At 70.2% G+C, this 22,011-nt stretch carries 21 protein-coding genes; 7 read left to right on the plus strand and 14 right to left on the minus strand.

The genetic code is table 11. The annotated features are described in order from the left end of the window. Nucleotides 1-20: 20 nt before the first annotated feature. Genes kamD through kdd form a run of 3 tightly spaced genes read right to left on the minus strand, consistent with a single transcriptional unit; the run spans nt 21 to nt 4,108 of the window. Complete coding sequence (gene kamD / locus OP04_RS34535) at nt 21-1,583, minus strand: lysine 5,6-aminomutase subunit alpha (RefSeq protein WP_033344138.1); 1,563 nt, start codon at nt 1,581-1,583, stop codon at nt 21-23. A 9-nt stretch (nt 1,584-1,592) separates the two neighbouring features. Continuing rightward, nucleotides 1,593-3,110 carry an amidohydrolase gene (locus OP04_RS34540; protein ID WP_033344139.1) on the minus strand — a complete coding sequence of 506 codons (1,518 nt, stop codon included), beginning with the start codon at nt 3,108-3,110 and terminating at the stop codon, nt 1,593-1,595. Nucleotides 3,111-3,115: 5 nt separating this feature from the next. Then, nucleotides 3,116-4,108, minus strand: coding sequence for an L-erythro-3,5-diaminohexanoate dehydrogenase (gene kdd / locus OP04_RS34545; protein ID WP_033344140.1), 993 nt, complete (start codon nt 4,106-4,108; stop codon nt 3,116-3,118). A 63-nt stretch (nt 4,109-4,171) separates the two neighbouring features. Between kdd and OP04_RS34550 the strand changes: the two genes are divergently transcribed. Together OP04_RS34550 and OP04_RS34555 are read left to right on the plus strand one after the other, a co-directional pair. After that, nucleotides 4,172-5,530, plus strand: coding sequence for a KamA family radical SAM protein (locus tag OP04_RS34550; protein ID WP_051799579.1), 1,359 nt, complete (start codon nt 4,172-4,174; stop codon nt 5,528-5,530). Between the two features lie 14 nt (nt 5,531-5,544). Continuing rightward, nucleotides 5,545-6,735, plus strand: a complete 1,191-nt coding sequence (locus tag OP04_RS34555; protein WP_063746738.1) for a flavin monoamine oxidase family protein — start codon at nt 5,545-5,547, stop codon at nt 6,733-6,735. 15 nt (nt 6,736-6,750) lie between these two features. On the opposite strand, the gene OP04_RS34560 is transcribed toward OP04_RS34555, so the two are convergent. The 3 genes from OP04_RS34560 to OP04_RS34570 all read right to left on the minus strand — a co-directional run bounded on the left by OP04_RS34560 (nt 6,751) and on the right by OP04_RS34570 (nt 8,573). Beyond that, complete coding sequence (locus OP04_RS34560) at nt 6,751-7,788, minus strand: hypothetical protein (RefSeq protein ID WP_157240783.1); 1,038 nt, start codon at nt 7,786-7,788, stop codon at nt 6,751-6,753. A gap of 87 nt (nt 7,789-7,875) precedes the next feature. Further along, nucleotides 7,876-8,076, minus strand: a complete 201-nt coding sequence (locus OP04_RS34565) for a CsbD family protein (RefSeq protein WP_033344143.1) — start codon at nt 8,074-8,076, stop codon at nt 7,876-7,878. A gap of 149 nt (nt 8,077-8,225) precedes the next feature. Further along, on the minus strand, nt 8,226-8,573 hold the full coding sequence (locus OP04_RS34570) for a nuclear transport factor 2 family protein (RefSeq protein ID WP_033344144.1): 348 nt from the start codon (nt 8,571-8,573) through the stop codon (nt 8,226-8,228). A gap of 152 nt (nt 8,574-8,725) precedes the next feature. Here OP04_RS34570 and OP04_RS34575 point away from each other — a divergent pair, with 152 nt between their 5' ends. Continuing rightward, nucleotides 8,726-9,292 (plus strand): histidine phosphatase family protein, encoded by a 567-nt coding sequence (locus OP04_RS34575; RefSeq protein WP_033344145.1) that lies wholly within the window; start codon nt 8,726-8,728, stop codon nt 9,290-9,292. Here OP04_RS34575 and OP04_RS34580 read toward each other — a convergent pair. The 3 genes from OP04_RS34580 to OP04_RS34590 all read right to left on the minus strand — a co-directional run bounded on the left by OP04_RS34580 (nt 9,267) and on the right by OP04_RS34590 (nt 13,076). Continuing rightward, nucleotides 9,267-9,728 (minus strand): Lrp/AsnC family transcriptional regulator, encoded by a 462-nt coding sequence (locus tag OP04_RS34580; protein WP_033344146.1) that lies wholly within the window; start codon nt 9,726-9,728, stop codon nt 9,267-9,269. The two genes, OP04_RS34575 and OP04_RS34580, sit on opposite strands and share 26 nt — an antisense overlap. Before the next feature lie 10 nt (nt 9,729-9,738). Further along, complete coding sequence (locus tag OP04_RS34585) at nt 9,739-12,024, minus strand: hypothetical protein (RefSeq protein WP_157240785.1); 2,286 nt, start codon at nt 12,022-12,024, stop codon at nt 9,739-9,741. Between the two features lie 74 nt (nt 12,025-12,098). Further along, on the minus strand, nt 12,099-13,076 hold the full coding sequence (locus OP04_RS34590; protein WP_033344147.1) for an aldo/keto reductase: 978 nt from the start codon (nt 13,074-13,076) through the stop codon (nt 12,099-12,101). Between the two features lie 53 nt (nt 13,077-13,129). Here OP04_RS34590 and OP04_RS34595 point away from each other — a divergent pair, with 53 nt between their 5' ends. Beyond that, on the plus strand, nt 13,130-14,263 hold the full coding sequence (locus OP04_RS34595) for an acyl-CoA dehydrogenase family protein (protein ID WP_033344148.1): 1,134 nt from the start codon (nt 13,130-13,132) through the stop codon (nt 14,261-14,263). A gap of 139 nt (nt 14,264-14,402) precedes the next feature. On the opposite strand, the gene OP04_RS50440 is transcribed toward OP04_RS34595, so the two are convergent. From OP04_RS50440 to OP04_RS34615, 4 genes are all read right to left on the minus strand, one after another. After that, entirely contained in the window at nt 14,403-15,431 is a 1,029-nt protein-coding gene (locus OP04_RS50440; protein WP_051799537.1) for a class I SAM-dependent methyltransferase, read from the minus strand. 44 nt (nt 15,432-15,475) lie between these two features. Then, nucleotides 15,476-16,000 carry an RNA 2'-phosphotransferase gene (locus tag OP04_RS34605; RefSeq protein ID WP_033344149.1) on the minus strand — a complete coding sequence of 175 codons (525 nt, stop codon included), beginning with the start codon at nt 15,998-16,000 and terminating at the stop codon, nt 15,476-15,478. Nucleotides 16,001-16,121: 121 nt separating this feature from the next. Next, nucleotides 16,122-16,343: a hypothetical protein gene (locus OP04_RS34610; RefSeq protein ID WP_033344150.1), complete on the minus strand. Its 222-nt coding sequence runs from the start codon at nt 16,341-16,343 to the stop codon at nt 16,122-16,124. 21 nt (nt 16,344-16,364) lie between these two features. Next, entirely contained in the window at nt 16,365-16,601 is a 237-nt protein-coding gene (locus tag OP04_RS34615; RefSeq protein WP_033344151.1) for a hypothetical protein, read from the minus strand. Nucleotides 16,602-16,807: 206 nt separating this feature from the next. Here OP04_RS34615 and OP04_RS34620 point away from each other — a divergent pair, with 206 nt between their 5' ends. Beyond that, on the plus strand, nt 16,808-17,062 hold the full coding sequence (locus tag OP04_RS34620; protein WP_232323848.1) for a hypothetical protein: 255 nt from the start codon (nt 16,808-16,810) through the stop codon (nt 17,060-17,062). A gap of 37 nt (nt 17,063-17,099) precedes the next feature. Then, nucleotides 17,100-18,008 (plus strand): helix-turn-helix domain-containing protein, encoded by a 909-nt coding sequence (locus OP04_RS50445; protein ID WP_085067001.1) that lies wholly within the window; start codon nt 17,100-17,102, stop codon nt 18,006-18,008. A gap of 45 nt (nt 18,009-18,053) precedes the next feature. Here OP04_RS50445 and OP04_RS50450 read toward each other — a convergent pair whose 3' ends face one another. Next, complete coding sequence (locus OP04_RS50450) at nt 18,054-21,524, minus strand: PQQ-dependent sugar dehydrogenase (RefSeq protein ID WP_051799539.1); 3,471 nt, start codon at nt 21,522-21,524, stop codon at nt 18,054-18,056. A gap of 180 nt (nt 21,525-21,704) precedes the next feature. On the opposite strand from OP04_RS50450, the gene OP04_RS53875 reads away from it, so the two are divergent. Next, nucleotides 21,705-21,953 (plus strand): hypothetical protein, encoded by a 249-nt coding sequence (locus tag OP04_RS53875; RefSeq protein WP_198154073.1) that lies wholly within the window; start codon nt 21,705-21,707, stop codon nt 21,951-21,953. Nucleotides 21,954-22,011: the final 58 nt, after the last annotated feature.

Raw genomic sequence — 22,011 nt, forward strand, 5'->3', positions numbered from 1 at the left:
GGTGTCCCCGTACGGGCGGATCACGGCAGCAGCCCGTCGAACGGGCTGAAGTAGTCCTCGGACATGCGGGCCACCCCGTCCAGACCACGGCCGCGGTCCGGCGGCCGTCTCATGATGCCGAACGTGCCGTCCGCGATCGCGCCCAGCAGCGACCCGGCCGCGATCCGTTCCAGCAGCTCCACCGCCTCACCGAGCACCCGGTGCGCACGCTGCTGCACGAAACCGCCGGGCGCGGGCACGAAGTCCTCGGCCATGTCCCCGGCCGCGGACAGCACGTAGCGCACGTTCTGCAGCGCGATGTCCCGGTCGGACAGCCACGGCGTCACCACCGCCTCGGTCATCATGCCGACCAGCAGGATGCTCTGCCCGGTCAGCGCGCCGACCAGGTTGAACATGCCGTCGAGCAGATTCCCGCGGAACACGTCCCCGGTCATGTGCTTCGTCGGCGGCATCCACTTCAGCGGCGCGTCCGGGAACAGCTCGCGGGCCAGCAGCGCGTGCGCGGTCTCCAACCTGAGCGAGTCCGGCAGGTCCGGGTTGATCTCGAACGCGTGCCCCAGCCCCAACTGCCCGTCCGCCAGCCCGGCCTCGTGCGCGAAATACTCGTTGAGCAGCTGCGACACGGTCACGGTGTGCGCGTCCGCGACCGCGTCGGCCGTGGTCAGGTAGTTGTCCTCGCCGGTGTTGATGATGATCCCGGCACGGGCGTGGATCTGCCGGGAGAACCGCTGGTCGACGAACGTCCGGATCGGGTTGATGTCCCGGAACAGGATCCCGTACATGCTGTCGTTGAGCATCATGTCCAGCCGCTCCAGACCGGCGAGCGCGGCCATCTCCGGCATGCACAACCCGCTGGCATAATTCGTCAGCCGCACGTACCGGCCGAGCTCCCTCGACACCCCGTCCAGCGCGGCCCGCATCAGCCGGAAGTTCTCCCTGGTCGCATACGTACCCGCGAAACCCTCCCGGGTCGCGCCCTCCGGCACGTAGTCCAGCAGGGACTGGCCGGTCGACCGGATCACCGCGATCACGTCCGCCCCGGCCCGCGCCGCGGCGACGGCCTGAGGAATGTCCTCGTAGATGTCGCCGGTCGCCACGATCAGGTAGATCCACGGGCGCCGCGGCGCGTCACCGTACCGCCGGATCAGCTTTTCGCGGGTCAGACGCGTCGCGTCGAGCTTCGACACGGCGCGTCGCGCGGCCCGGACCGCCGCCTCACGCGCGGCCCCGCGGAAAGGGCCGCCGAACGAGACCGCACCGGCCGCCGCCTTCTGCGCCAGCACCTGCAGGCCCTCACCGAACGACGCACCCCGCAACGGCTGATAGCGGCGCAGCGCGTGCATCGCCGGCAACACCACACCACCGGCCAGGCCGTTCTGCGCCACGATCTCGTCCACCAGACGGTTCACCCACGGCGTGCCGTCCGGGTCCGCACCGGTCAGGCCGAACAGGCGCAGCATCGCCCGCTCCACCGACACCGTCGTGTGCGTGCGGGCCAGATCGACGACCGGACGACCGGCCGCGGCCGCGAGCTCCCGCGCCCGCGCCACCAGCAGCGGATCCAGGTCCAGTTTCCCGGCCATCGCACCCCCTCATCCCTCGTGGATCGTCACTCCGTGCACCACCGTGCGCCGGCACACCGGCGTCACCTCCGCCGCCGCGGCCACGTCGGCCACCCGGTCCCACACCGCGAACGTGGCCGGCGCACCCGGCTCCAAAGCACCCCCGGCCACCGTCCCCGGCAACGCCCGCCAGCCACCACGGGTATGCGCGGCGAACGCGGCCTGCACGCTCATCCGGCTCGACGGCGTGTGATGGCCGACCGCCGCCCGGACCGCACCCCACGGGTCCAGCGGCGTCACCGGCGCATCCGAACCGAACGCCATCGGCACCCCCACCCGGTACAGCGCCGAGAACGGATTCGACGCCGCCGCCCGCTCCACACCCAGCCGCGCCGCGTACATCAGCCGCGCGCCGCCCCACAACCGGTCGAACGCCGGCTGCACCGACGCGACCACCCCGGACTCGACCATCCGCGCGATCAGCGTGCGGTCCAGCAGCTCCGCATGCTCGATGCGGTGCCTCGCCGCCCGCACCACCTCCACACCCAGCCGCGCCGCGACCTCGCCGATCCCCGCCAGGACCGTGGCGCTCGCGGCATCCCCGATCGCGTGGAACCCGCCCTGCACCCCGTGCGCGTGACAGTCCAACAGGTGATCACGGACCTGCGCGACGGTCAGATAGCCGTGCCCGCGACTACCGGGCTCGTCCGCGTAGTCGTGCCCCAGGAACGCGGTCCGGGAGCCGAGCGCACCGTCCGCGAACAGATCCCCACCGGCACCGACCGCCCCCAGCTCACGCGCCTTCGCGGCCGCGCCCAGCTCACCCCAGTAGCCGAACACCTCCGGATGCCCGCGCTCCGGGCCACCCGCGGCCAGGACCTCGGCGAAGTCGTCCTCGCTGGAGATCCGCGGGCCGCCGCACTCGTGCACCGCACCGATCCCCAGCGCACCCGCATGCACGAGCGCGGTCTTCTGCGCCTGCCGCCGCTGCGCCGGGCTCACCGACGCGAGCGCGAGGTCCCGCACCACGTGGTGGGCGTCGACGCGCAGCCAGCCGGAGGAGTCGAACCCGGCCGCGGCCGCGATCGTCGGCGACGCGTGCAGCAACGGCGACGACACCAGCGCCGAGTGCACGGACACCTGCGACAGGTAGACGCGCCGCCCACCGGCCGCGACCGCGATCTCGTCCGCGCCGGGCAGCACCGGGGACTCCCAGGTGGACTCGTCCCAGCCGTGACCGAGCAGCACACCGTCGGCGGGCAGGCCCTTCGCCGCGTCCTCGACCGCGGCCAGCACGTCCCCGGCGGAGCGGGTCGCGGTCAGGTCCAGGCCACCGAGGTTCAGGCCGGTCGACGTGGCGTGCACGTGCGCGTCCACGAACGCGGGCGTCACCAGACCACCGTCCAGGTCGACGGTCCTGCCCGCCGCGGGCGCGTCCGCGGCGGCGCCGAGCCAGGTGATCCGGCCACCGGAGACCAGCAGCGCGGTGGCCCCGGGCGCGGCGGCGGAGTGGACGGTCCCGCCACGGTAGAGCACGTCGTCAGTCATGGGACTCAGTCTGCCCGGATCCGCGCACGCAGCAGGTCCCGCAGGGCCGGAACAGCACGCACCAGGCCCAGCGCCAGCTCCGCGTGACCGGGCACGAAACCGTTCCCGATCAGCAGCGTCACGTCCGCGGCCAGGCCCTCCGCGCCGAGCGCGGCCGCGGCGAAGTCGGTGGCCATCGAGAAGAACACGACGGTACCGCCGGGACGGGTCGCCAGGATCGCGCCGTGCTCGCAGCCGGGCACGTCCACACAGACGACCGTGATGTCCGCCTGCACCGCCCTCGCCATGGCGACCGGGTCACGGGCGTCGGCGACCACGACCTCGTCCGCGAGGCCGGCCTCCCGCAGACGGGCGGCCTCGACATCATCAGGGCAGACGCCGACGGTACGACCAGCGCCTTCTGCCGCTGCCAGCGACAACGATCCGGACTTGCCGGAGGCGCCGACGACCGCCACGGTGCAGCCCGGGTGCTGAGCGACGAGGCGGGCGGTGAGCGCGGGCGCACCGCACACGTCCATCACCGCCAGGGCGAGCGAGGTGTCCAGGTCGCCGGGGAGCGCGGCGGCGATGGTGCGGCCGTGCAGGATCGCGTGGCCCTCGCACGGGACCTGCTCGGAACGGCCGTCCCAGCGGCGCAGGCCGTCCGTGATCGCGAGCGGCGTGAGCGTGAGGCTGACCAGCGTCGCGATCCGGTCGCCCGCCTTCAGGCCGTGCGTCGCCTCGGGACCCACCTCGTCGACCACACCGACCAGCATCCCGCCGGAGCCGGTCACCGGGTTCTGCATCTTGCCGCGCGCGGCCACGATCCGCAGCACCTCGTCGCGGATGCCGTCACCGTGCGCGGTACGCAACTGCCGGAAACTCGCGGCGTCCAGGTTCAGGCGCTCCACGCGCACCCGCGTCTCCGCGGGGCTGATCCTCGGGTCGGGGTCCAGGCGCCAGGCCGCCTGAGGCAGCACGCCCGGCGGCGAGACCACCCGGTCCAGACCGATTCCCATCCCCGCCTCCCTCACGTAAAACTTACGGCAGAATATTCACTGCACAGGAGGATTTCCAGTAATCTGCGGTCAACTGAGGAAAATTCTTTGCGGGAGGCCGTTGTGACGCAAACCCTCACCCGGCAGCCGTACACCTACGGCCGCCACACCCTCACCGAACCCGACTGGACCCGCTTCCCCGGCTGGCGCCACGTCACCCGCGACGAATGGGAATCCGCCCAATGGCAGCGCGCCCACTGCATCAAGAACATCCGGCAACTCCGCGACGTCCTCGGCACGCTCGCCGACGACGCCTTCTACGACGACCTCGCGACCGACCAGACCCGCAACGCCACCATGTCCATGCTGATCCCGCCACAGATGCTCAACACCATGCGGGTCGACGCGTTCCGCGCCGACCCGATCCGCCGCTACATGATCCCGATCCACAGCGACCGCCGCACCGACCACCCGTCACACCCCATGGCCCGCCGCGACTCACTCCACGAACACGACATGTGGGTCGCCGAAGGACTCACCCACCGCTACCCCACCAAAGTGCTCGCCGAACTCACACCCACCTGCCCCCAGTACTGCGGGCACTGCACCCGCATGGACCTCGTCGGGAACAGCACACCCGCGGTCACCAAGCTCAAACTCGCGCTCAAACCCGTCGACCGGCACCAGGCCCACCTCGACTACCTGCGCGCCCACCCCGAGGTACGCGACGTCGTCGTGTCCGGCGGCGACATCGCCAACGTGCCCTGGCGGCAACTCGAGTCCTACCTCATGCGACTGCTCGACCTCGACACCGTCCGCGACGTCCGACTCGCCACCAAAGCCCTCGCCGCACTCCCCCAGCACTGGCTCCAGCCGGACATCGTCGAAGGACTCGAACGCGTCGCCGGCACCGCAGCCCGCCGCGGCGTCAACCTCGCACTCCACACCCACGTCAACCACGCCCAGACCCTCACACCACTCGTCGCCCGCGCCGCCAGGACCGCACTCGCCGTCGGCGTCCGCGACGTCCGCAACCAGGGCGTCCTCCTGCGCGGCGTCAACGACACCACCACGGACCTGCTCGACCTCTGCTTCGCACTCCAGGGCGAGGCCGGCATCCTGCCCTATTACTTCTACCTGTGCGACATGATCCCCGGCGCCGAACACTGGCGACTCCCGGTCCACCGCGCACAGGCCCTGCAGCACGACATCATGGGCTACCTCCCGGGATACGCCACGCCACGCATCGTCTGCGACGTCCCCTACGTCGGCAAACGCTGGGTCCACATGGTCACCGACTACGACAGGGAACGCGGCATCACCCTGTGGAGCAAGAACTACCGCACCCCGCTCGACGACGAAGAACTCGACACCCTCCACCCCTACTACGACCCGATCGACACCCTCCCGGAAAAAGGCCGCGCCTACTGGGCAGGACGCTGATACCCTCCCCGCCCATGCCGATCATCGCGAGCACGGCCTCGAACTGGGGCGACGACCCCTGGGCACAGGGATCCTGGAGCCTGATCGGACGGCACGGCAGCCCGGACGACCGGACCGCACTGGGAACCCCGATCGGCGGACGGCTACGGATCGCGGGGGAAGCCACGCATCCGGCACGAGCCGGGATGACGCACGGGGCCTACGAGACCGGGATCGCGGCGGCGGACTGGGCCTGGACCGCCGGGCACCGGGACGTGATCGTGGTCGGCGCCGGGATGGCCGGGCTCGCCGCGGCGCAGCAACTGCGCGCGCACGGGGCCGAGGTGCGGGTGCTGGAGGCGCGGGACCGGGTCGGCGGGCGCACCACCGGGGTCGAGGTCGGCGGGTTCGTCTTCGATCTCGGGGCGAACTGGCTGCAGCAGTACGACGACAACGTGCTCGGCAGACTGGCGGACAAACTGGAGCTCCGAGTCGTACCCACGGAGTTCGAATCTCTTGATCTTGACCTTGAGGACGAACTTCGATCACGGCTGGCGGCAGCGGAAACGCACTCGTCCATCACCGACGTGCTCGACGCCTGGCCGGGCGGCGTCTCCAAGCACCTGCGACGCGTCGTCGACACGGCCATCACGATCGACTCCGGGGCATCGCTGGACTGGATGAGCGCGCGGTACGGATTCGAACCCGGCGTCGGCGAGGGCGATCGGTGGATCGTCGGAAGTTACCAGCGGCTCGTGGACCATCTCGCGGACGGCGTGGCCGTGTCGCTGAGCTCGCCGGTGCGGGACATCCGGGCCGACGCGGACGGCGTGGTGATCAACGGAGAGCTGCGGGCGGACGCGGCGATCGTGACCGTGCCGCTCGGCCCGCTGCGCGACATCACGTTCACGCCGGCGCTTCCCGCGCCGCACCAAGCGGCGCTCGCACACCTCGGGGCCGGCCGCGTCGAGAAGATCATCCTCCGGAGCGACACGCGCTTCTGGCCTGATCCGGCCCCATATTTCCGGATTTATGGGCCGGAAGAGGGGTCGATCAGTGAATGGCTCGACGCCACGGAAGCAGACGGGACGCCCACCCTCGTCGGACTGTTCGCGGGACCCTGGCTCGAGCGACTCTGGAGCGGGCCGGACATCGCGGCACGCATCGTCGACACCTGCTACCCCAGCGGTGATCAGGGCGTCCCTCACGTCGCCAGCACGACTTGATCATGCCGGAGCCCATCAGCGCAACGCCACCCGGCGCCGCATGATCGCCGCATCCAACCGGCCCGCCACACCACGCGCCGGACCCAGCGCCCGCAACCGCTCCAACTCCCGCAACGCACCCACCGAACCGAACGACTCCAACGCGTGCACCGCCGCGTACGCCACCACCTGACTCCGCGGGCCGTGACCCGGCACCTTCTGCGCCGCGTACTCCCCCAGCGCGCCCGCCACCGGCACATCCTCCTCATCGGCCGGCAACACGGACAGCACGAACAGCAGACCCCGAAGAGCCTGCGCGTTGTACGGATCCAGCGCCTCGTTCACGTCCGGCTCGTCCGCCACCCGCCGCAACACGATCGTCCGGCCCGCCGGAACCAGCGCACACCACCGGTGGATCAGCTTCCGGCACCACGGCACACCCAGCTCCTCCACCAGCGCCACGGCCCGCCGCGACCACTTGATCTTCGGCTGCGGGGTGGACACCTCCAGCGCCAGCGCGAGCAGACGACTGTCGGGACACTCCGCGTTCGCCGCCTCCGCCCAGACCTCACCGGCGTTGAGGCACTGCTCCGAGGCCAGCCAGGACTCCAGCGAGGTCGCATCCGTGCCGAGCCACCGCTGCGTACGCCGCATCACCGCCACCAGACCGGGCGGAACCACACCGGTCTCCCGCATGGCCACCTGCGCCAGCACGGCCAGATCGTCCACGAAACCGGTCGGGCGCGCGGACGCCGCCTCGATCAGGATCAGGCCGGCACGCCACGACAGGGCGTCCGCCTCCAGGCCGTAACCGAGCCAGCCCAGCAGACCGACCAGGGTGTGGATCGGCGCGCGATCCGCCGCGTCCAGGATCAGCGCGTGCCGGCGGGCAGGCGACAACCGCCACACGACGGTACGCACGGTCGCCCCGTCATGCCGCCACACGTCATCGTTCGCGCCGGCCAGATCGACCAGCTCCTCCGCCAGCCGACGATCATCACCGGCGGCCGCCAGATCCCGCACGCGCTGCACACGCTCCGGATAACGGTCACGGGACATCGGACGGCTGGACATGGCGCAGAGGATACGACGCTTCACGCACGGCGAGGGGCCCGGACTCACCTGTCCGGGCCCCTCCGTCGCTCTATCGGTCCTTATGCGTCAGCGGTGACCGCGGAAGGCGTCGCCGACGTCGTGGGCCGCGTCCTTGACGTGCTCGCCGGCCTGGCGGGCGCGGGCCTCGGTCGCCTCGGCGGCGCCTTCGGCCTGCACACGCTCGTTGTCGGTCGCGTCCCCGTAGCGCTCCTTGGTCTCGCCCTTCAGCTCATCGACCTTGTTCCGAATCTTGTCGGTGATGCTCATGTCTCAACCTCCGGTTGTGCGCTGTTGTCCTCAGGGTCTCCAATCTCGCGCACGTCCAAACAAAGGTCCGTTCTTCGGGGGTGGGTGCCGGAGGCACCTGTTCAGCTCTTTGTGGTGCGGAGCACCACGTGTAAAGGCTTCCTAGGAAGCTAGTTTACAGGGATGACCCAGGCGCGGCGCTCGGCGATCAGGCCGTCGCGCATGACGAAGACCTCGGCCATGGAGAGGGTCGCCGTGCCGTCGGGGGTGGGGACGACGCCACGGAGCTCGGCCATGACGGTGTCGTCCTGCTCGACCATGCGGACGACGTCGAGCTGGGGTGGGCCCAGCCAGCCGGGGCCTTCGATCGCCTCGTCGTAGGCGGCTTTGCCCTTGAGGTGAAAGTGGCCGAAGACGGTCCACTCGATGTCCTCGGTGAGGCAGCTGAGGATCTGCGCGTGATCGTTCCGGCGAAAGCCGTCCAGGTAGGTCTCTACGGTCTTCCGGTTCGTCGACATGGTGGAGACTCTGTCAGGTCGCGCACGGCCGGCAGGGCATCCTAGGAGGCTGGAATAATTTCGGACGTGAGCGACGCGGGCTGACGTGCAGGGGAGACGGGCGGGCGCGGGGACGACAAGGGACGGATGCGGCGTCTGGTTGACTGGGGATCATGGCGGAGATCGTGCTGGTGCGGCATGGGCAGACCGAGTGGAGCAAGGCGGGGCGGCACACCGGGCGGACCGATATCGAGCTGACCGCGGACGGGGAGCAGCAGGCGCGCGAGGTCGGACTGAAACTGGTGGGGCGGGAGTTCGCGGCGGTGCTGTGCAGTCCGCGGGGACGGGCGCAGCGCACGGCGAAGCTGGCCGGGCTGCGGGTGACCGCGATCGACGATGATCTGGCCGAGTGGGACTACGGGGACTACGAGGGGATCACCACAAAGGAGATCCACGAGACGGCGCCGGACTGGTACCTGTGGGACGACGGGGTGCCCGGCGGCGAAACGCCGGATCAGATCGGGGCGCGCATCGACCGCGTACTGACGAAGGCGAAGGAGCACCTTGAGCACGGCGACGTGGCCCTGGTCGCGCACGGGCATGCGCTGCGCGTCGTCGGGGCGCGGTGGATCGAGGAGCCGGTGCGCGTGGGCGGGCGGCTGAGGCTGGACACGGCGACGATGTGCCGGCTCGGGTTCGAGCACGGCCGGCCGGTCATTCTGGAGTGGAACTCGCGCTGACGGCGGGGGGACGGCCCTCGTACGGCGTGGAGAGCACCACCGTGGTCCGAGTGGTCACGTTGGCGGCGGTGCGGATCTGCTGGAGCAGGCGCTCCAGCTCGCCGGGGCTCGCCACCCGGACCAGCAGCATGTAGAAGTCCTCGCCGGCGACGGAGTAGCAGCTCTCGATCTCCGACAGGTGCGCGAGCTTGTCCGGGGCGTCGTCCGGCTGGGACGGGTCGAACGGGCGGATCGCCACGAACGCGGTGAGCTGCAGGTCCAGCGCCTCGTAGGAGACGCGGGCGGTGTAGCCCTTGATGACGCCGCGCTGCTCGAGGCGGCGCACGCGCTGGTGCACGGCCGACACCGACAAGCCGACGCGTTCCGCGAGGTCCGTGTACGACAGCCGCCCGTCCGCGGTCAGCGCCGTCACGATCGCCCGGTCGATCTCTTCCACATCGGAAAACTTACCCGACACTGTCGCCGACCGGTGCGGCGGTCACGGACGGGACGGGCGAGGACGACGGGGCGGGCATCGCGCCGCCGCCGGTCTCGAGGAGCGCGTCGCGCAGCACGGACGCGCCCGCCTTGAGGCGCTCGGTGTAGTAGACGCGGTTCCACGGCTCCCAGGCGACCTCGTCGAGCGGCTCCAGCTTGCCCTCCGCTGCCAGCCGGACGCGGACGCCGGTGGCGGTACGCGTGGTCGCCACGTTCCCGTCCGGGACCAGCACCTGCAGCGAGGAGGGGTCGGCGAAGCCGGCGAACGCCCACGGGATGCGCATGGTCAGCGTGCCGTCGTCGGTGATCCGCCAGAGGTTCCGGTCGTCCGCGTTCTGTGCGGTCGGGTCCCAGACGCCCGCGTCGATCGCGCCGGCGTCGAACAGTTCGGCGGGCAGCTCGCGGCCGCTGGACGGCACGGTCAGGTCCCGGTTGATGATCTGCTGGTAGCGCTGCCAGCCGTTGACCGGGGCCGGGCGCAGACCGTCGGGGAGTTGGTAGTCCAGCGGCATCGGGTCGAGCTTCTCGCGGACCCACACCTGGCCGGTCTTCTGCTCCAGGTCGAGCTGGACGGCCAGGTCCGCGCCCTCGTCGGTGGAGCCGGGCGGCGGCGGGCCGACCACGTCCGGGAGCACGTCCAGGCCGAGCGTGAGCGCCTTCGGTGCCGGCTTCGCCAGTTTGAAGCCCAGTTCGAGGTAGGACTCGTTGACGGCGGCGACCGCGTGCGTGGCGATCGACGACTCGGGCGTGTCGAGCACCTGCTGCGGCCAGCCCTCGGGCGGGCCGCTCGCGTCGGTGGCGATGATGCCGAAGTGCTGCTCGTTGGTGAGCGGGTCGTGCCAGAGCTGCCGGCGGTCCGCGGGGAGCTGGTGGGCGATCGTGTTCCAGGTGAACTTGAACCACTCGTCGGTCCAGCCGAACAGGAAACCGCCGGCCATCCCGGTGCCGCGGATGACGCGCAGCAGGTCCGCGTCGATGCCCATCGCCTCGCGTTCGCTGTGGTCGCCCTGGCCGCGGCCGAGCGGGCCGGCGTGCGCGGTGCCGAGGCTGGACGGCACGCCGAACTCCGTGACCATCACCGGCATGCCCGCGTGGTGACGGCGCAGCGCGGTCAGATAGCCCGCGTAGGGGTCCGGGCGTCCATTGAAGATGGCCTTCTGCAGCGACGGGTCATGTCGCTGAAAATCCGGATAATAGGGGTACGCGTGGTAGCTCGCGAACGTACCCCCTGGCCAGGCTTCTGTGGCTTTGATCTTGTTGGCGTCCACGCCGGCCAGGTCCTCCTGCGGCAGCGGCTCCTCGGGATGCCGCAGCGGGTCGGTGGTCGGCCAGTTCACGAACGCGATCGGCGCGCTCCGGCCGCGTGCGGCCTCGGCGGACGCCAGGTTGTCCATCCGGGTCGCCAGCCAGCGCTCGGTCGGCGAGGCGTCCGGTTCGCTGCGGAAGTACGTACCCGCGAAGGCCGGTCGGTCCCTGTTCTTCTCGTCCGAGGCGTGGGTGCCGGTCGGATCCCACTCGACGCCGATGATCCAGGCGGCCAGCCAAGGGCTCACGTCCGCGCTCCACTCCCCCGACGCGCGACCGGGCTGTGGCTCACGGTCGAGCGTGCCGGAGACCGCGGCGGACGCGTCCTTCAGCTCGCGGATGAACGCGGTGGTCACGGCGTTGTCGTACAGGTCGCCCTTCTGCACATACGACTCGTCCGGCAGGTACACGCCTTGCACCAGATAGAGCGATTTTTCGGGATATTTGCGGTTGTGTGCAGCCAATTCCTGGTAGAACGCGGGCGGGTGGATCGTGTAGATCCGGACGACGCGGATGCCGAGGTGGTCCATGGCGGCGAACCACGCGCGGTAGTCCTCCGCCGTGATCGCCAGCTCGCCCGGCTGGTGGCCCGGCGTCGTCGACCCCAGGTTCACCCCGGGCAGGAAGGTCTTGTCGCCCGACTTCGTGTGCAGCAGGAACTGCTCGCCCATCGCCTGCGCCGCGACCTTCAACCCGTTCGGCGCGATCTTCCGCTGCGGCTCCCAGCTCGGCAGCCCGGCCGGGAGCGCGTCGAGCGTGCTCATCCCGGCGATCCGGCTGGTGAACTCCTCGACCGGCGGCACCGGGTCCGACTCGTCCGCCATGACCTGGTGCACGCCGAGCGCACCGAGCGCGATCACCGCCCCCATGCCGACGAGCCAGCGCCAGCGCGCGTTCCCCGCGGGCTGAACCTGGTGATGCCGTCCCGGCGAGCGATGAGATCCGGTCACCGGTTCATTTTGTCGCTTTATTCGCGTTTGTCCGGGACTTTCGCAGGATTCACGAGTGGTCAGTGACGCTGAGCTTACGAGTGGTCAGTGACCACGTGCGGCCGGTACGGCTCCTCGAGTGCCTTGATCTCCTCGTCGGACAGCGTCACCGACACCGCCGACACCGCGTCCTCGATGTGCCCGACCTTGGACGCGCCCACGATCGGCGCGGTCACCACCGGCCGGGACAGCACCCACGCCAGCGCCACCTGCGCCGCGGGCAGACCGCGCGCGTCCGCGATCCGCCGCACCTCCTCCGCCACCGCGAGATCGTCGTCCGTGTAGAGATCACGGGCGATCGCATCGGTACGCGCACGCGTGGTGTGCGACCCCTCCCGGGTCCGCGACCCGGTCAGCAGGCCGCGCGCGAGCGGGCTCCACGGGATCACGCCGACGCCGGAGTCCGCGCAGAACGGCAGCATCTCCCGCTCCTCCTCGCGGTAGACCAGGTTGTACTGCGGCTGCATCGACACGAACGGCGTCCACCCGTTGCGCTGCGCCACGTGCTGCGCCTTCGCGAACTGCCAGGCGAACATGCTGGACGCGCCGAGGTAGCGGGCCTTGCCGGCGCGCACCACGTCGTGCAGCGCCTCCATCGTCTCCTCGATCGGCGTGTCGTAGTCCCACCGGTGGATCTGGTAGAGATCCACGTAGTCGGTGCCGAGCCGCCGCAGCGAGTCGTCGATCGAGGACATGATGTGCTTGCGGGACAGGCCACGGTCGTTCGGCCCGTCGCCCATCACGTGGAAGACCTTCGTGGCCAGCACGTAGTCCTCCCGGCCGTGGAAGAACGCGCGCAGCAGCCGGCCGGTGACCTCCTCGCTGCCGCCCAGGGAATACATGTCCGCGGTGTCGAAGAACGTCACGCCCAGCTCGACCGCGCGGCGCACGATCGGCTTGGCCGCGTCGCCGTCCAGCACCCACTCCCGCCACGTGGGCGAGCCGTAGGTCATCATGCCGAGACAGATCCGGGAAACCTTCAGTCCGGTGGCACCGAGCCGCACGTAATCCATGGTCTGCAGACGTTACTCGCACGTACCGCCTAACGAGCGTTAACCTGAGCCGCATGTGGATCCCGCCCTCGGATGAGGCCCGCGACCTGCTCGGCCTCGTCGAAGAGATCGCCGAAGGCGAACTCACCCCGGAGACCGCCGCCGCCCACGAGGCACGCGGCGAGTTCCCCCGGGAGATCGTCCGGACGCTCGGCCGCGCCGGCCTGCTCGGACTCCCCTACCCCGCCGCGCTCGGCGGCGCCGACCAGCCGTACGAGGTGTACCTGCGCGTGCTGGAACGCCTCGCCTACCGCTGGCTGACCGTCGCCGAAGCGGTCAGCGTGCACACGCTCTCCGCCTACCCCGCGGCCGTGTTCGGCGACGACACGGTCCAGAAGCTGGTCCCGGATCTGATCGGCGGCGAACGCCTCGGCGCGTACTGCCTCTCCGAACCGGCCGGCGGCTCCGACGCGGCCGCGCTCGCCACCCGCGCCGACCGGGACGATTCCGGATACGTGCTCAACGGCACCAAGGCGTGGATCACGCACGCGGGCAGCGCCGACTTCTACACGGTCTTCGCGCGTACCGGCGGCCCCGGCCGCGACGGCATCTCCTGCCTGCTGCTCGACGCCACCACCCCCGGCCTCACGCCGCAGCCGCGCGAACGCCTGATGGGCCTGCACGCCGGCGCACCCGCACAGGTGGTGCTGGAGGACGCGCACGTCCCCGCCGACCGCCTGATCGGCGCCGAGGGCCAGGGCTTCCACATCGCCATGTCCGCGCTCGACGCCGGCCGCCTCGGCATCGCCGCCTGCGCGGTCGGACTCGCCCAGGCCGCGCTCGACTACGCCGTGGCCTACGCTCGCGAACGCACGCAATTCGGCTCGCGCATCGTCGACTTCCAGGGCATCGGCTTCATGCTCGCGGACGCCGCCACCGGCATCGCCGCCTCCCGCGCGCTCCTCTACAGCGCCGCCCGCCTCCGCGACGCCGGCCTCCCGTTCCGCATCGAGGCCGCCCAGGCCAAACTCTTCGCCACCGACACCGCCATGCGCGTCACCACCGACGCCGTCCAGGTCCTCGGCGGCGCCGGCTACGTCACCGACCACCCGGTCGAACGCTGGTTCCGCGAGGCCAAGCTCCTCCAGATCGTCGAGGGCACCAACCAGATCCAACGCCTGGTCATCGCCCGCAGCCTCGCGAAGTAACCACCTCAAAGACAAGATCAGACCATTTCCCGCTTCCGGCGTGGTGGCGGGAACATGGTCAGGATCTTGGTCTTCGCGTTACGAGCGGCGGGCCACTCATCGCGCGAGTGTCAGGGCCGCGGTCCGGGGAGGCGCCGAGTCACGCGGAGGCGGCCGGTGGGGCCATTCGGTCACGGAAGGCCTGTTTGCGGCGTTCGCGTTCCTCACGGTCACGGCGGCGCCACTCGTCCATGCCGGCCTCGGAGCGGGCGCGGACCTCGCCGGCCGGGTCCCAGTCCAGGCCCGCGGCCTGCGCGGCCGTGACGATCTGGTCGAGCGCGACGCCCATCCGGCGCAGGCGGGCGATCATCTCCAGCGAGTCGTCCGGCATCGGGACGCTGGCCGGGCGGCCGGCACCGTCGTCGACGACGGCCCACAGCCGGTCCGGGCGGGGGTCGAAGCGCAGCGCGGAGGCGCGGCGCGGCGGGCCGGCGGTGGCGAGCACCACCAGGCCGGGCCCGTCGTCGTCGGTCGGGTCGACACGGAAACCGGTTTCTTCGAGCACGCTGGCGTACCAGGCGTCGGAGCGCAACCGGATCTCCCGCTCCAGTTCGATCTCGGTGCCGTCCGCGAGCCGGTAGCCGGCCCGGTAGCGGACCCGGTCGCCGGACACGCGTGGATTGTCCCGCCAGGCGGCCGCACCCGCGGGAAGCTCCTGGTACGACCGGGCGCGCGTCCAGGTGGTCCAGTCCCGGGCCCCGAACCGGCGGGCGTCGAACGCGAACCGCCCACCCGGCCGCAGCGCACGCCGGGCCGCCGCGAACGTGGCGATCAGCTCCCGGTCGTCGACGATCTCGGAGACCACGCCGCCGGAGAGCACCACCAGCTCGAACGCGGCCGCCGGGAGATCGCGCGCGTCACCGTGGATCCAGGTGATCAGCGCGCCGATCGGATGCCGCCGGGCCACGTCCAGCATCGCGCGGGAGGGGTCGACCGCCGTGACCCGATGGCCGCGCCGGGCCAGCTCCGCCGCGAGCCGCCCGGTGCCGGTCCCGACATCCGCGACCGACACCGCCGGCAGCTGCGCCGCCACGTCGACGTAGAACGGATGCTGCGGCGGCTGGGGGTGCCGCGCGTCGTGCAACGCCACGATCCGGGGATCCGTGAACTCCGCGGATATGGCGCTCATCAACACAGTCTAGGCAGCGGTGATCGCTTGCTGCGCTGCGGTCTTCAGCCGGTAACGTACTGCGGCGGGACCGCGTCGATCAGCCAGACGCCGTTCGCGCTGCGGAAGAAGGTGTGGCCGTCGCGCGCCATCCGGCCCGCGTCGATCGTGAGCACGACCGGCCGTACGTGGCGGCCGCCGACCGTGCGGGCGGTGTCCGGGTCCGGGGAGAGGTGCACGTGGTGCCGGCGGCCCTTGACCAGGCCCTGTTCGCGGATCGCGGCGAGGTTCCGGTCGGCCGTGCCGTGGAAGAGCGTGCCCGGCGGATCCTGCGGCTCATAGCCCAGGTCGACGGTGACGGAGTGGCCCTGGTTGGCGCGGATCCGCTCCCCGTCCGGCGTCCGCTCGATGGTGAACCGCTGCTTGTCGTTCTCGGCGACGACGCGGCCGAGTTGCTCGCGGGTGAGGTGCAGGGCCGCGAGCAGCGTCGGAACGGGAACCCATCCGTCCGGAGCGAGGGTGATGCCGACGCTGTCCGGCCGATGCCGGAGAACCGATGAGATGCGTTTGCTGGTACGTCTGATGTCCATGTCCCGGGCAGGATAGCCGCGCCGGTGAGCGGCAGGCATCCCATTTCCGCAGGACCGCGCGGGCCCTTTCGGCACAGCAGCGCGGTCCGCGGGCGGTGACGGCCGTGCAGTCACCCGCGAGTCAGTGCAGTCTGCGTGCGGCGACGGCGGCCCGGAGCGCCGGCCAGACCCGCAGGCGCCGCCCGTGATCGGCGGCTGCCAGCACCTCGGCCAGCTCGCGCCGCTCCCCCGGCGGCACCAGCGTGACCACGATCAGCAGCGGAATCGTCGCGACGACCAGCTCCACCACCAGAAAGAACACCACCACGATCGCCACCACGACGAACGCCACGAACGTCGACATCGTCTCCCCCGGGTCGGGCAGTCAGCCGCTGAGCGCGGCGGCCAGCAGGAAGATCAGCGCAACACTGATCGAGAACGCGACCACGATCGTCGCTTTCACCGTCTCGACAACCACCCCGATCGGCTCCAGCGCCTGCCGCAGCGACCTCAACGCGGCGATCAGACAGAAGCCGGCGACGGCCAGGTACAGCGCCGGATGTTCGGGCAACGGCAGGGCCGCTGCCGTCAGCACCGGTTCCGGTACCGAGTAAATGATCATGAGCTCACCCCTACTCATCGATTTGCTTCGGCAACTCTGAGTGTTATTCACCGGCCGTGAATAAGTAAGGGGGTATGCAGACTACGAACATGAACCCGAATACACTGCTAGGTTCGAGATGATCAGCGAGGCGGCACGCAGCGATGTCGCAGATGATGGCGTGTCGACCTTGATTATCCATGTAGGATGAATGAAGGTATACACCCGTGACTAAGAACATCGGTGAGGCACTCTTCCCCGCTTCCGACGAAGCGCTGCCTCGTGGTCCCCTGCGAGTACTGGCCGCCACGCAGTGCGGGACCAGCTCCTGCCCAACCGTCTACGAGGGCACTCCGGGCAACATCGTCGTCCAGGGATACATCGTTCCTACCGCGTCCACCGGCATCGACGTGCCGGAGGGCGAGATGCTCGTCGAGATCCCGTCCCATCTGTTAGCCGAGGCGCTCCGTAAGCTTTCCTGATCAAGCGAAGTCAGCACACAGCGGCGGGAGGAGCATCATGTCTGCAACCGACAGTGCACCTCCCGCCCCTGACGAGCCACCCGGCGTCACCCTCGCCCGCCTGCGCAAACAGCGCGGCCTCTCCGGCACGGAACTCGCCGCGCTCGTGGGCATGAGCCAGCCGAAGATATCCCGCATCGAGCGCGGCCAGGCCGCACCGGATCCCCGGGACATCGAGAAGATCGCTCGCGCACTGGGTGCGAGCCACGAGTTGGCCCTGGACCTGGCTCAGCGCTCAGCGGAGGCGCAGAACCGGATCACCGACTGGCGGCCGGCACCACTCAACCTGGCCACTCGCCAGAACGCGGTCGGAGACTGGGAGACGAACGCCGTCACGGTGCGGGAGTTCACGCCGACCATCATTCCCGGACTGCTGCAGACAAGCGGATATGCCAAGGCCGTCCTGCTCGCCTTCCAGAGCCTGATCCGGACGACCCGCGAGCAGACGATTGACAAGCCCGTCCTGGCCGCCGTCTCCGCGCGGCTCAAGCGCCAGGAGATGCTGGCCACGCCGGATAAACGGTTGCATTTCGTGCTGACCGAAAACGCGCTGCGTCAGCGCGTGTGCCCACCGGAACAACTGCCCGCGGAGATGCTGGCGCAGATCAGCCACCTCCGCACGCAAGCGGCCCGGCCGAACGTCACGATCGCGATCATCGCGGACGATGCCATCACCAAGATCCCTCCGCTGCACAGTTTCATGCTCTTCGACAACGACCTCCTGCTCGTCGACGTCTACAACACCGGGCTGGTCTCCCGCGGAGCCGAGGACATCGACTTCTACGAGCGTGTCTTCACCGCGTTCGCGGCCGACGCCACCGAGGACATCGACCCGATCCTGAGGCGCTACGAACTTCAGTACAGCCGCGAGCTCCAGGAAGGTCTCGATCGGCCCTCGCGCACATGACAGGGGACACCGGCGCGATACCGATGTCCCCTGTTGAGCGACCTGCTAGATGAGGGTCTGTCTGAACCTTGCCAGTGCCCCCACCCCGTGCTCGTAGTACTCCACCACCACCGTGTGCTCCCCCGCCGTCAGCGCCACATCCGCCGTGAACGTCGTCGGGCCCTGGTCACGCCAGGCGTCGATGACCAGCCGCCCGTCGACGCGTACCCGAATGCCGTCGTCCGCCGTCGCCGACATCCGATATGTCCCCGCCGCGTAGTCACCCACCTTGGTCCAGCGGGCGGAGAAATTGTCGACCGGGATCTTCGGGTCGGGGGAGCCGGCGCCCCAGTCGAAGTCGATCTCGGCGGTGTCGCGGGTGACCAGCGGGGTGCCGGAGAGGCTGACGTTGGCGAAGTACTCGCCGGCCCACATGTCCGACGGCCCGGCGTCCGCGACCCGCTGGTAGGCGAATCGGGCCGTCGCGTCCACGCCGTTCTCGTAGTATTCGACGCGGATCTCGTGGGCGCCGGCGAGCAGCAGCCGGTCCGTGCTGAACGTGGCGTTCTGGTCGAACCAGCGGTCCACGATCGGCGCGCCGTCCACGAAGACCCGGATGCCGTCGTCGCCGGCGCCGCTGAAGCGGTAGACGCCGGCGGGCAGTGTGTCGGTGCGCGTCCACCGGGCGACGAACTTGTCCGCGTTGATGCCGGTTCCGGGGGAGCCGGCGCCCCACGCATGGTTGATGGCCGGTTCCGCACGAGCAAGGTCAGGAGCCCTCGCGGGTACGACCGGAGTGGCCGAATTCCAGTAGGACGCCTGCCAGTTCGGCGGGTCCACCGCGTCCGCGGTCTGCCGCCAGGACAGTTTCGCCACCGCGTCGCAGCAGTTCTCGTAGTACTCCATGACGATCGTGTGCGGCCCGCCGCCCAGCACGGTCCTCGCCGTACGCGTGGTCGCGCCGCTGTCCGCCCACGCGTCGATCAGCCGCACACCGTCGACGTAGAGCCGCACGCCGTCGTCCGCGGTCGTGCTGAACTCGTACTCCCCCGGGGTGAGGCTGATCCGCCGTGTCCACCGGGCCACGAAGTGCTCCGGCGTGATCGCCGGGTCCGGTGAGCCGGTGCCCCAGCTGTGGTCGACCGTGTCCTCCGCGCGGGTCACGCCGGGTGGTGTGCGCGGGATCGCGGGTGCGCTGCCGGCGCCGGGCGTGTTCCAGTACTCGGCCGTGAACCGCTCGTGGGACTGGTCGGTGGTGGCCGACCAGGCGAGCTTGGCCACGGCGTCGTTGCCGCCCTCGTAGTACTCCATGGTGATCGTGTGGTTGCCCGCGCCCAGGTCGCCGACCCACTCGTGCGCGCTGCCGGACTGTGCCACCCAGCTGTCGATCACGAGTTTCCGGTCGACGTAGAGGCGCACGCCGTCGTCCGAGATCGTGGTGAAGCGGTACCGGCCGGCCGCGAAGTACTGCCGTTTCGTCCATCGCGCGGAGAAGTTGTCCGTCCACACACCGCCGCCGGGGCCGCCGAGCCCCCACATGTAGTCCAGGGTCCGTTCCGCGCGGGTCAGCACCGGCGTGCCGGACAGCGTGGTGTTGTTGAAGTACGTGGCCGTCCAGTTCGGCGACAGTTCGTACTTCGCGGTGTACGTGGTGGCCGTGTCCGGCGTGGTGACGGTGTGCCGGATGCCGCCGCCGTCGGACCAGCCGGTGAAGTGGTAGACCCGGCCGTCGGACGCGGTCGCGGTCGGCGGCGCGTAGATCTCCCGGTGGAACCCGGACACGCCGCGGACCTGGTGCGGCGTGCTGATCGGGATGCCGTCGAGGTGCGCGGTCAGGCCCGGCGGGTCCGTGGTGACCGTGATCGGCGCCGTGATCGGCCGGATCTCGACCGTCTTGGACGTGCTCAGCCCGCTGGAGTCGGTGGCGGTGACCGTGATCCCGTACCAGGTGTCCGCGGCCGACTCACCGGTGACCGGGATGGTGAACGAGCCCGCGCGCCCGGTCAGCGGCCCGGCGAACGGGTGCGTGTGCGTGCCGTGATGCAGCAGCACCGTGGTCTTGATGTCCTTGTCGTCGAGGTCGAATCCGGCGCCGTCGATCGCGAACGCGTTGTACGTGATCGTGTCCCCGGCCCGATAGGTCGACTCGTCTGCCGGGACCGCCACGGTCACGGTCGGCGGGATCCCGACCTGGATGACGATCGGGATCGCCTGTGAGCTGTGGCCCTGCCCGTCGCTGACGGTCAGCGAGACGGTGAAGACGCCGACCCGGTTGTAGGTCTTGACCGGCTTGACGCCGGTGCCGGTGGTGCCGTCGCCGAAGTCCCAGGCGTAGGTGAGCGGGTCCCCGTCCGGGTCGGTGCTGGCGGAGCCGTCGAACCGTACCGTCAGCGGGTTCTGGCCCTTGGTCACGTCCGAGGTGGCGCTGGCGGACGGCGAGTGGTTGCCCAGCTCGTAGGAGATCCGGTAGAGCCGCCCCGGGAAGTAGGTGACGTAGTACAGCGAACCGTCCGGTGCCTCCTTGATGTCGACGACCGAGCCCGCGTTCGCGTCGAAGTCGGAGACGCGCGTGACGTTCCCGGCCGCGTTCAGTTCCGCGCGCCGGATGAAGCCCTTCGCGTAGTCGCCGAAGAACAGGCTGCCCTTGTAGGCCGCGGGGAAGTCCTCTCCGCGGTAGACCGGGCCGCCGGTCACGGCCGCGCTCTCGCCCGCGTGGTCGTACGCGTGGATGGGGTTGGTGTATCCGGCGCAGCCGGTGGTGCAGACGCCCTCCTGGATCGGCCAGCCGTAGTTGCCGCCCTTGACGATCCGGTTGACCTCCTCCCAGGTGTAGTTGCCGACGTCGCCGCCGTAGAGGAAGCCGGTCGCCCGGTCGAACTGGAACCGCCACGGGTTGCGGAACCCGTACGCCCAGATCGCCTGTTCCTTGCCGGCCTGGCCGTAGAACGGGTTGTCCGCGGGGATCGTGCCGTCCCGGTTGATCCGCAGGATCTTGCCGTGCGGGTTCGTCAGGTCCTGCGCGTTGGCCGGGTAGCCGTTGTCGCCGACCGCGAAGTACATCTTCCCGTCCGGGCCGAACCGGATGCTGCCGCCCACGTGCAGCTGCTGCGACAGCGACTGCGTCTGGAAGATGGTGAACGGCCCCTCCGTGCCGACGTCGCCGGAGGCGTTGAAGCGGACCAGCCGGTTACGCAGGTCGAGGCCGGTGTAATAGAAGTAGACGTAATGGTTCGAGACGCCGAATTCCGGGTCGAAGGCGATGCCTATCAGGCCGCGGTCACCGCTCGGCTCGGAGGGCAGATCCGCGAACGGAGTCGCCAGCAGCCGCCCGTTCTTGACGATTTTCACCTTGCCGGCCCGCTCCAGCACGAAGATGCGCCCGTCCGGCGCGATCTCGAACCCGCTGGGCCCGTCCAGCCCGGATCCGACCACCAGCGAGGTCAGGAAGTTCGCAGGTGGCGCCGCCTGTGCGGGCGGCACGGGAAGCAACACCGCTATCAGCAGGCAGGCGAGCAGGGCGATGAGTCTGGCGCGCACGGTTCCCCCCTTCAGTGCGGCCGGGAGACGGGCCGCACAGAACCAGTGAGTGGTGACGTCATCGATTCGACACTGCGGCGACCGCCTCCACAATCGAGTAAAAGGACCGGCGGAAAGTCGAATAGGCGACAGCGTATTGCGCATTAACCATCCACTGTGCATGACGGCGAGACCACCTGCATGGTGCAAGCACTGCGTGCCGCGCTACCCGCGCGGCCGGAAGCCCGGCGCGTCCTGATCGGCGTGTTCGTCTCCGCCCTCGGCCCGGTCACGGCCGGCCCGCTGATCGGCGCGGGCGGCGGCACGCTCCGGGTCGGGCTGACCGTCACCGGCTGCCTGGTCGCGTCCGTGATCGCGCTGTCCCTGCACGGTCTGCTGACGCCGGCGCAGGACGGTCGCGCCGCGGAGCCGGCCACCTCAACGGCCTGAATTCACGATCACCACCACACGGGGGTACGCCGGGAGCGCGGCGGTTCCGGCCGGGATC

It is taken from the genome of Catenuloplanes japonicus (assembly GCF_000717135.1).
GTDB lineage: Bacteria > Actinomycetota > Actinomycetes > Mycobacteriales > Micromonosporaceae > Catenuloplanes > Catenuloplanes japonicus.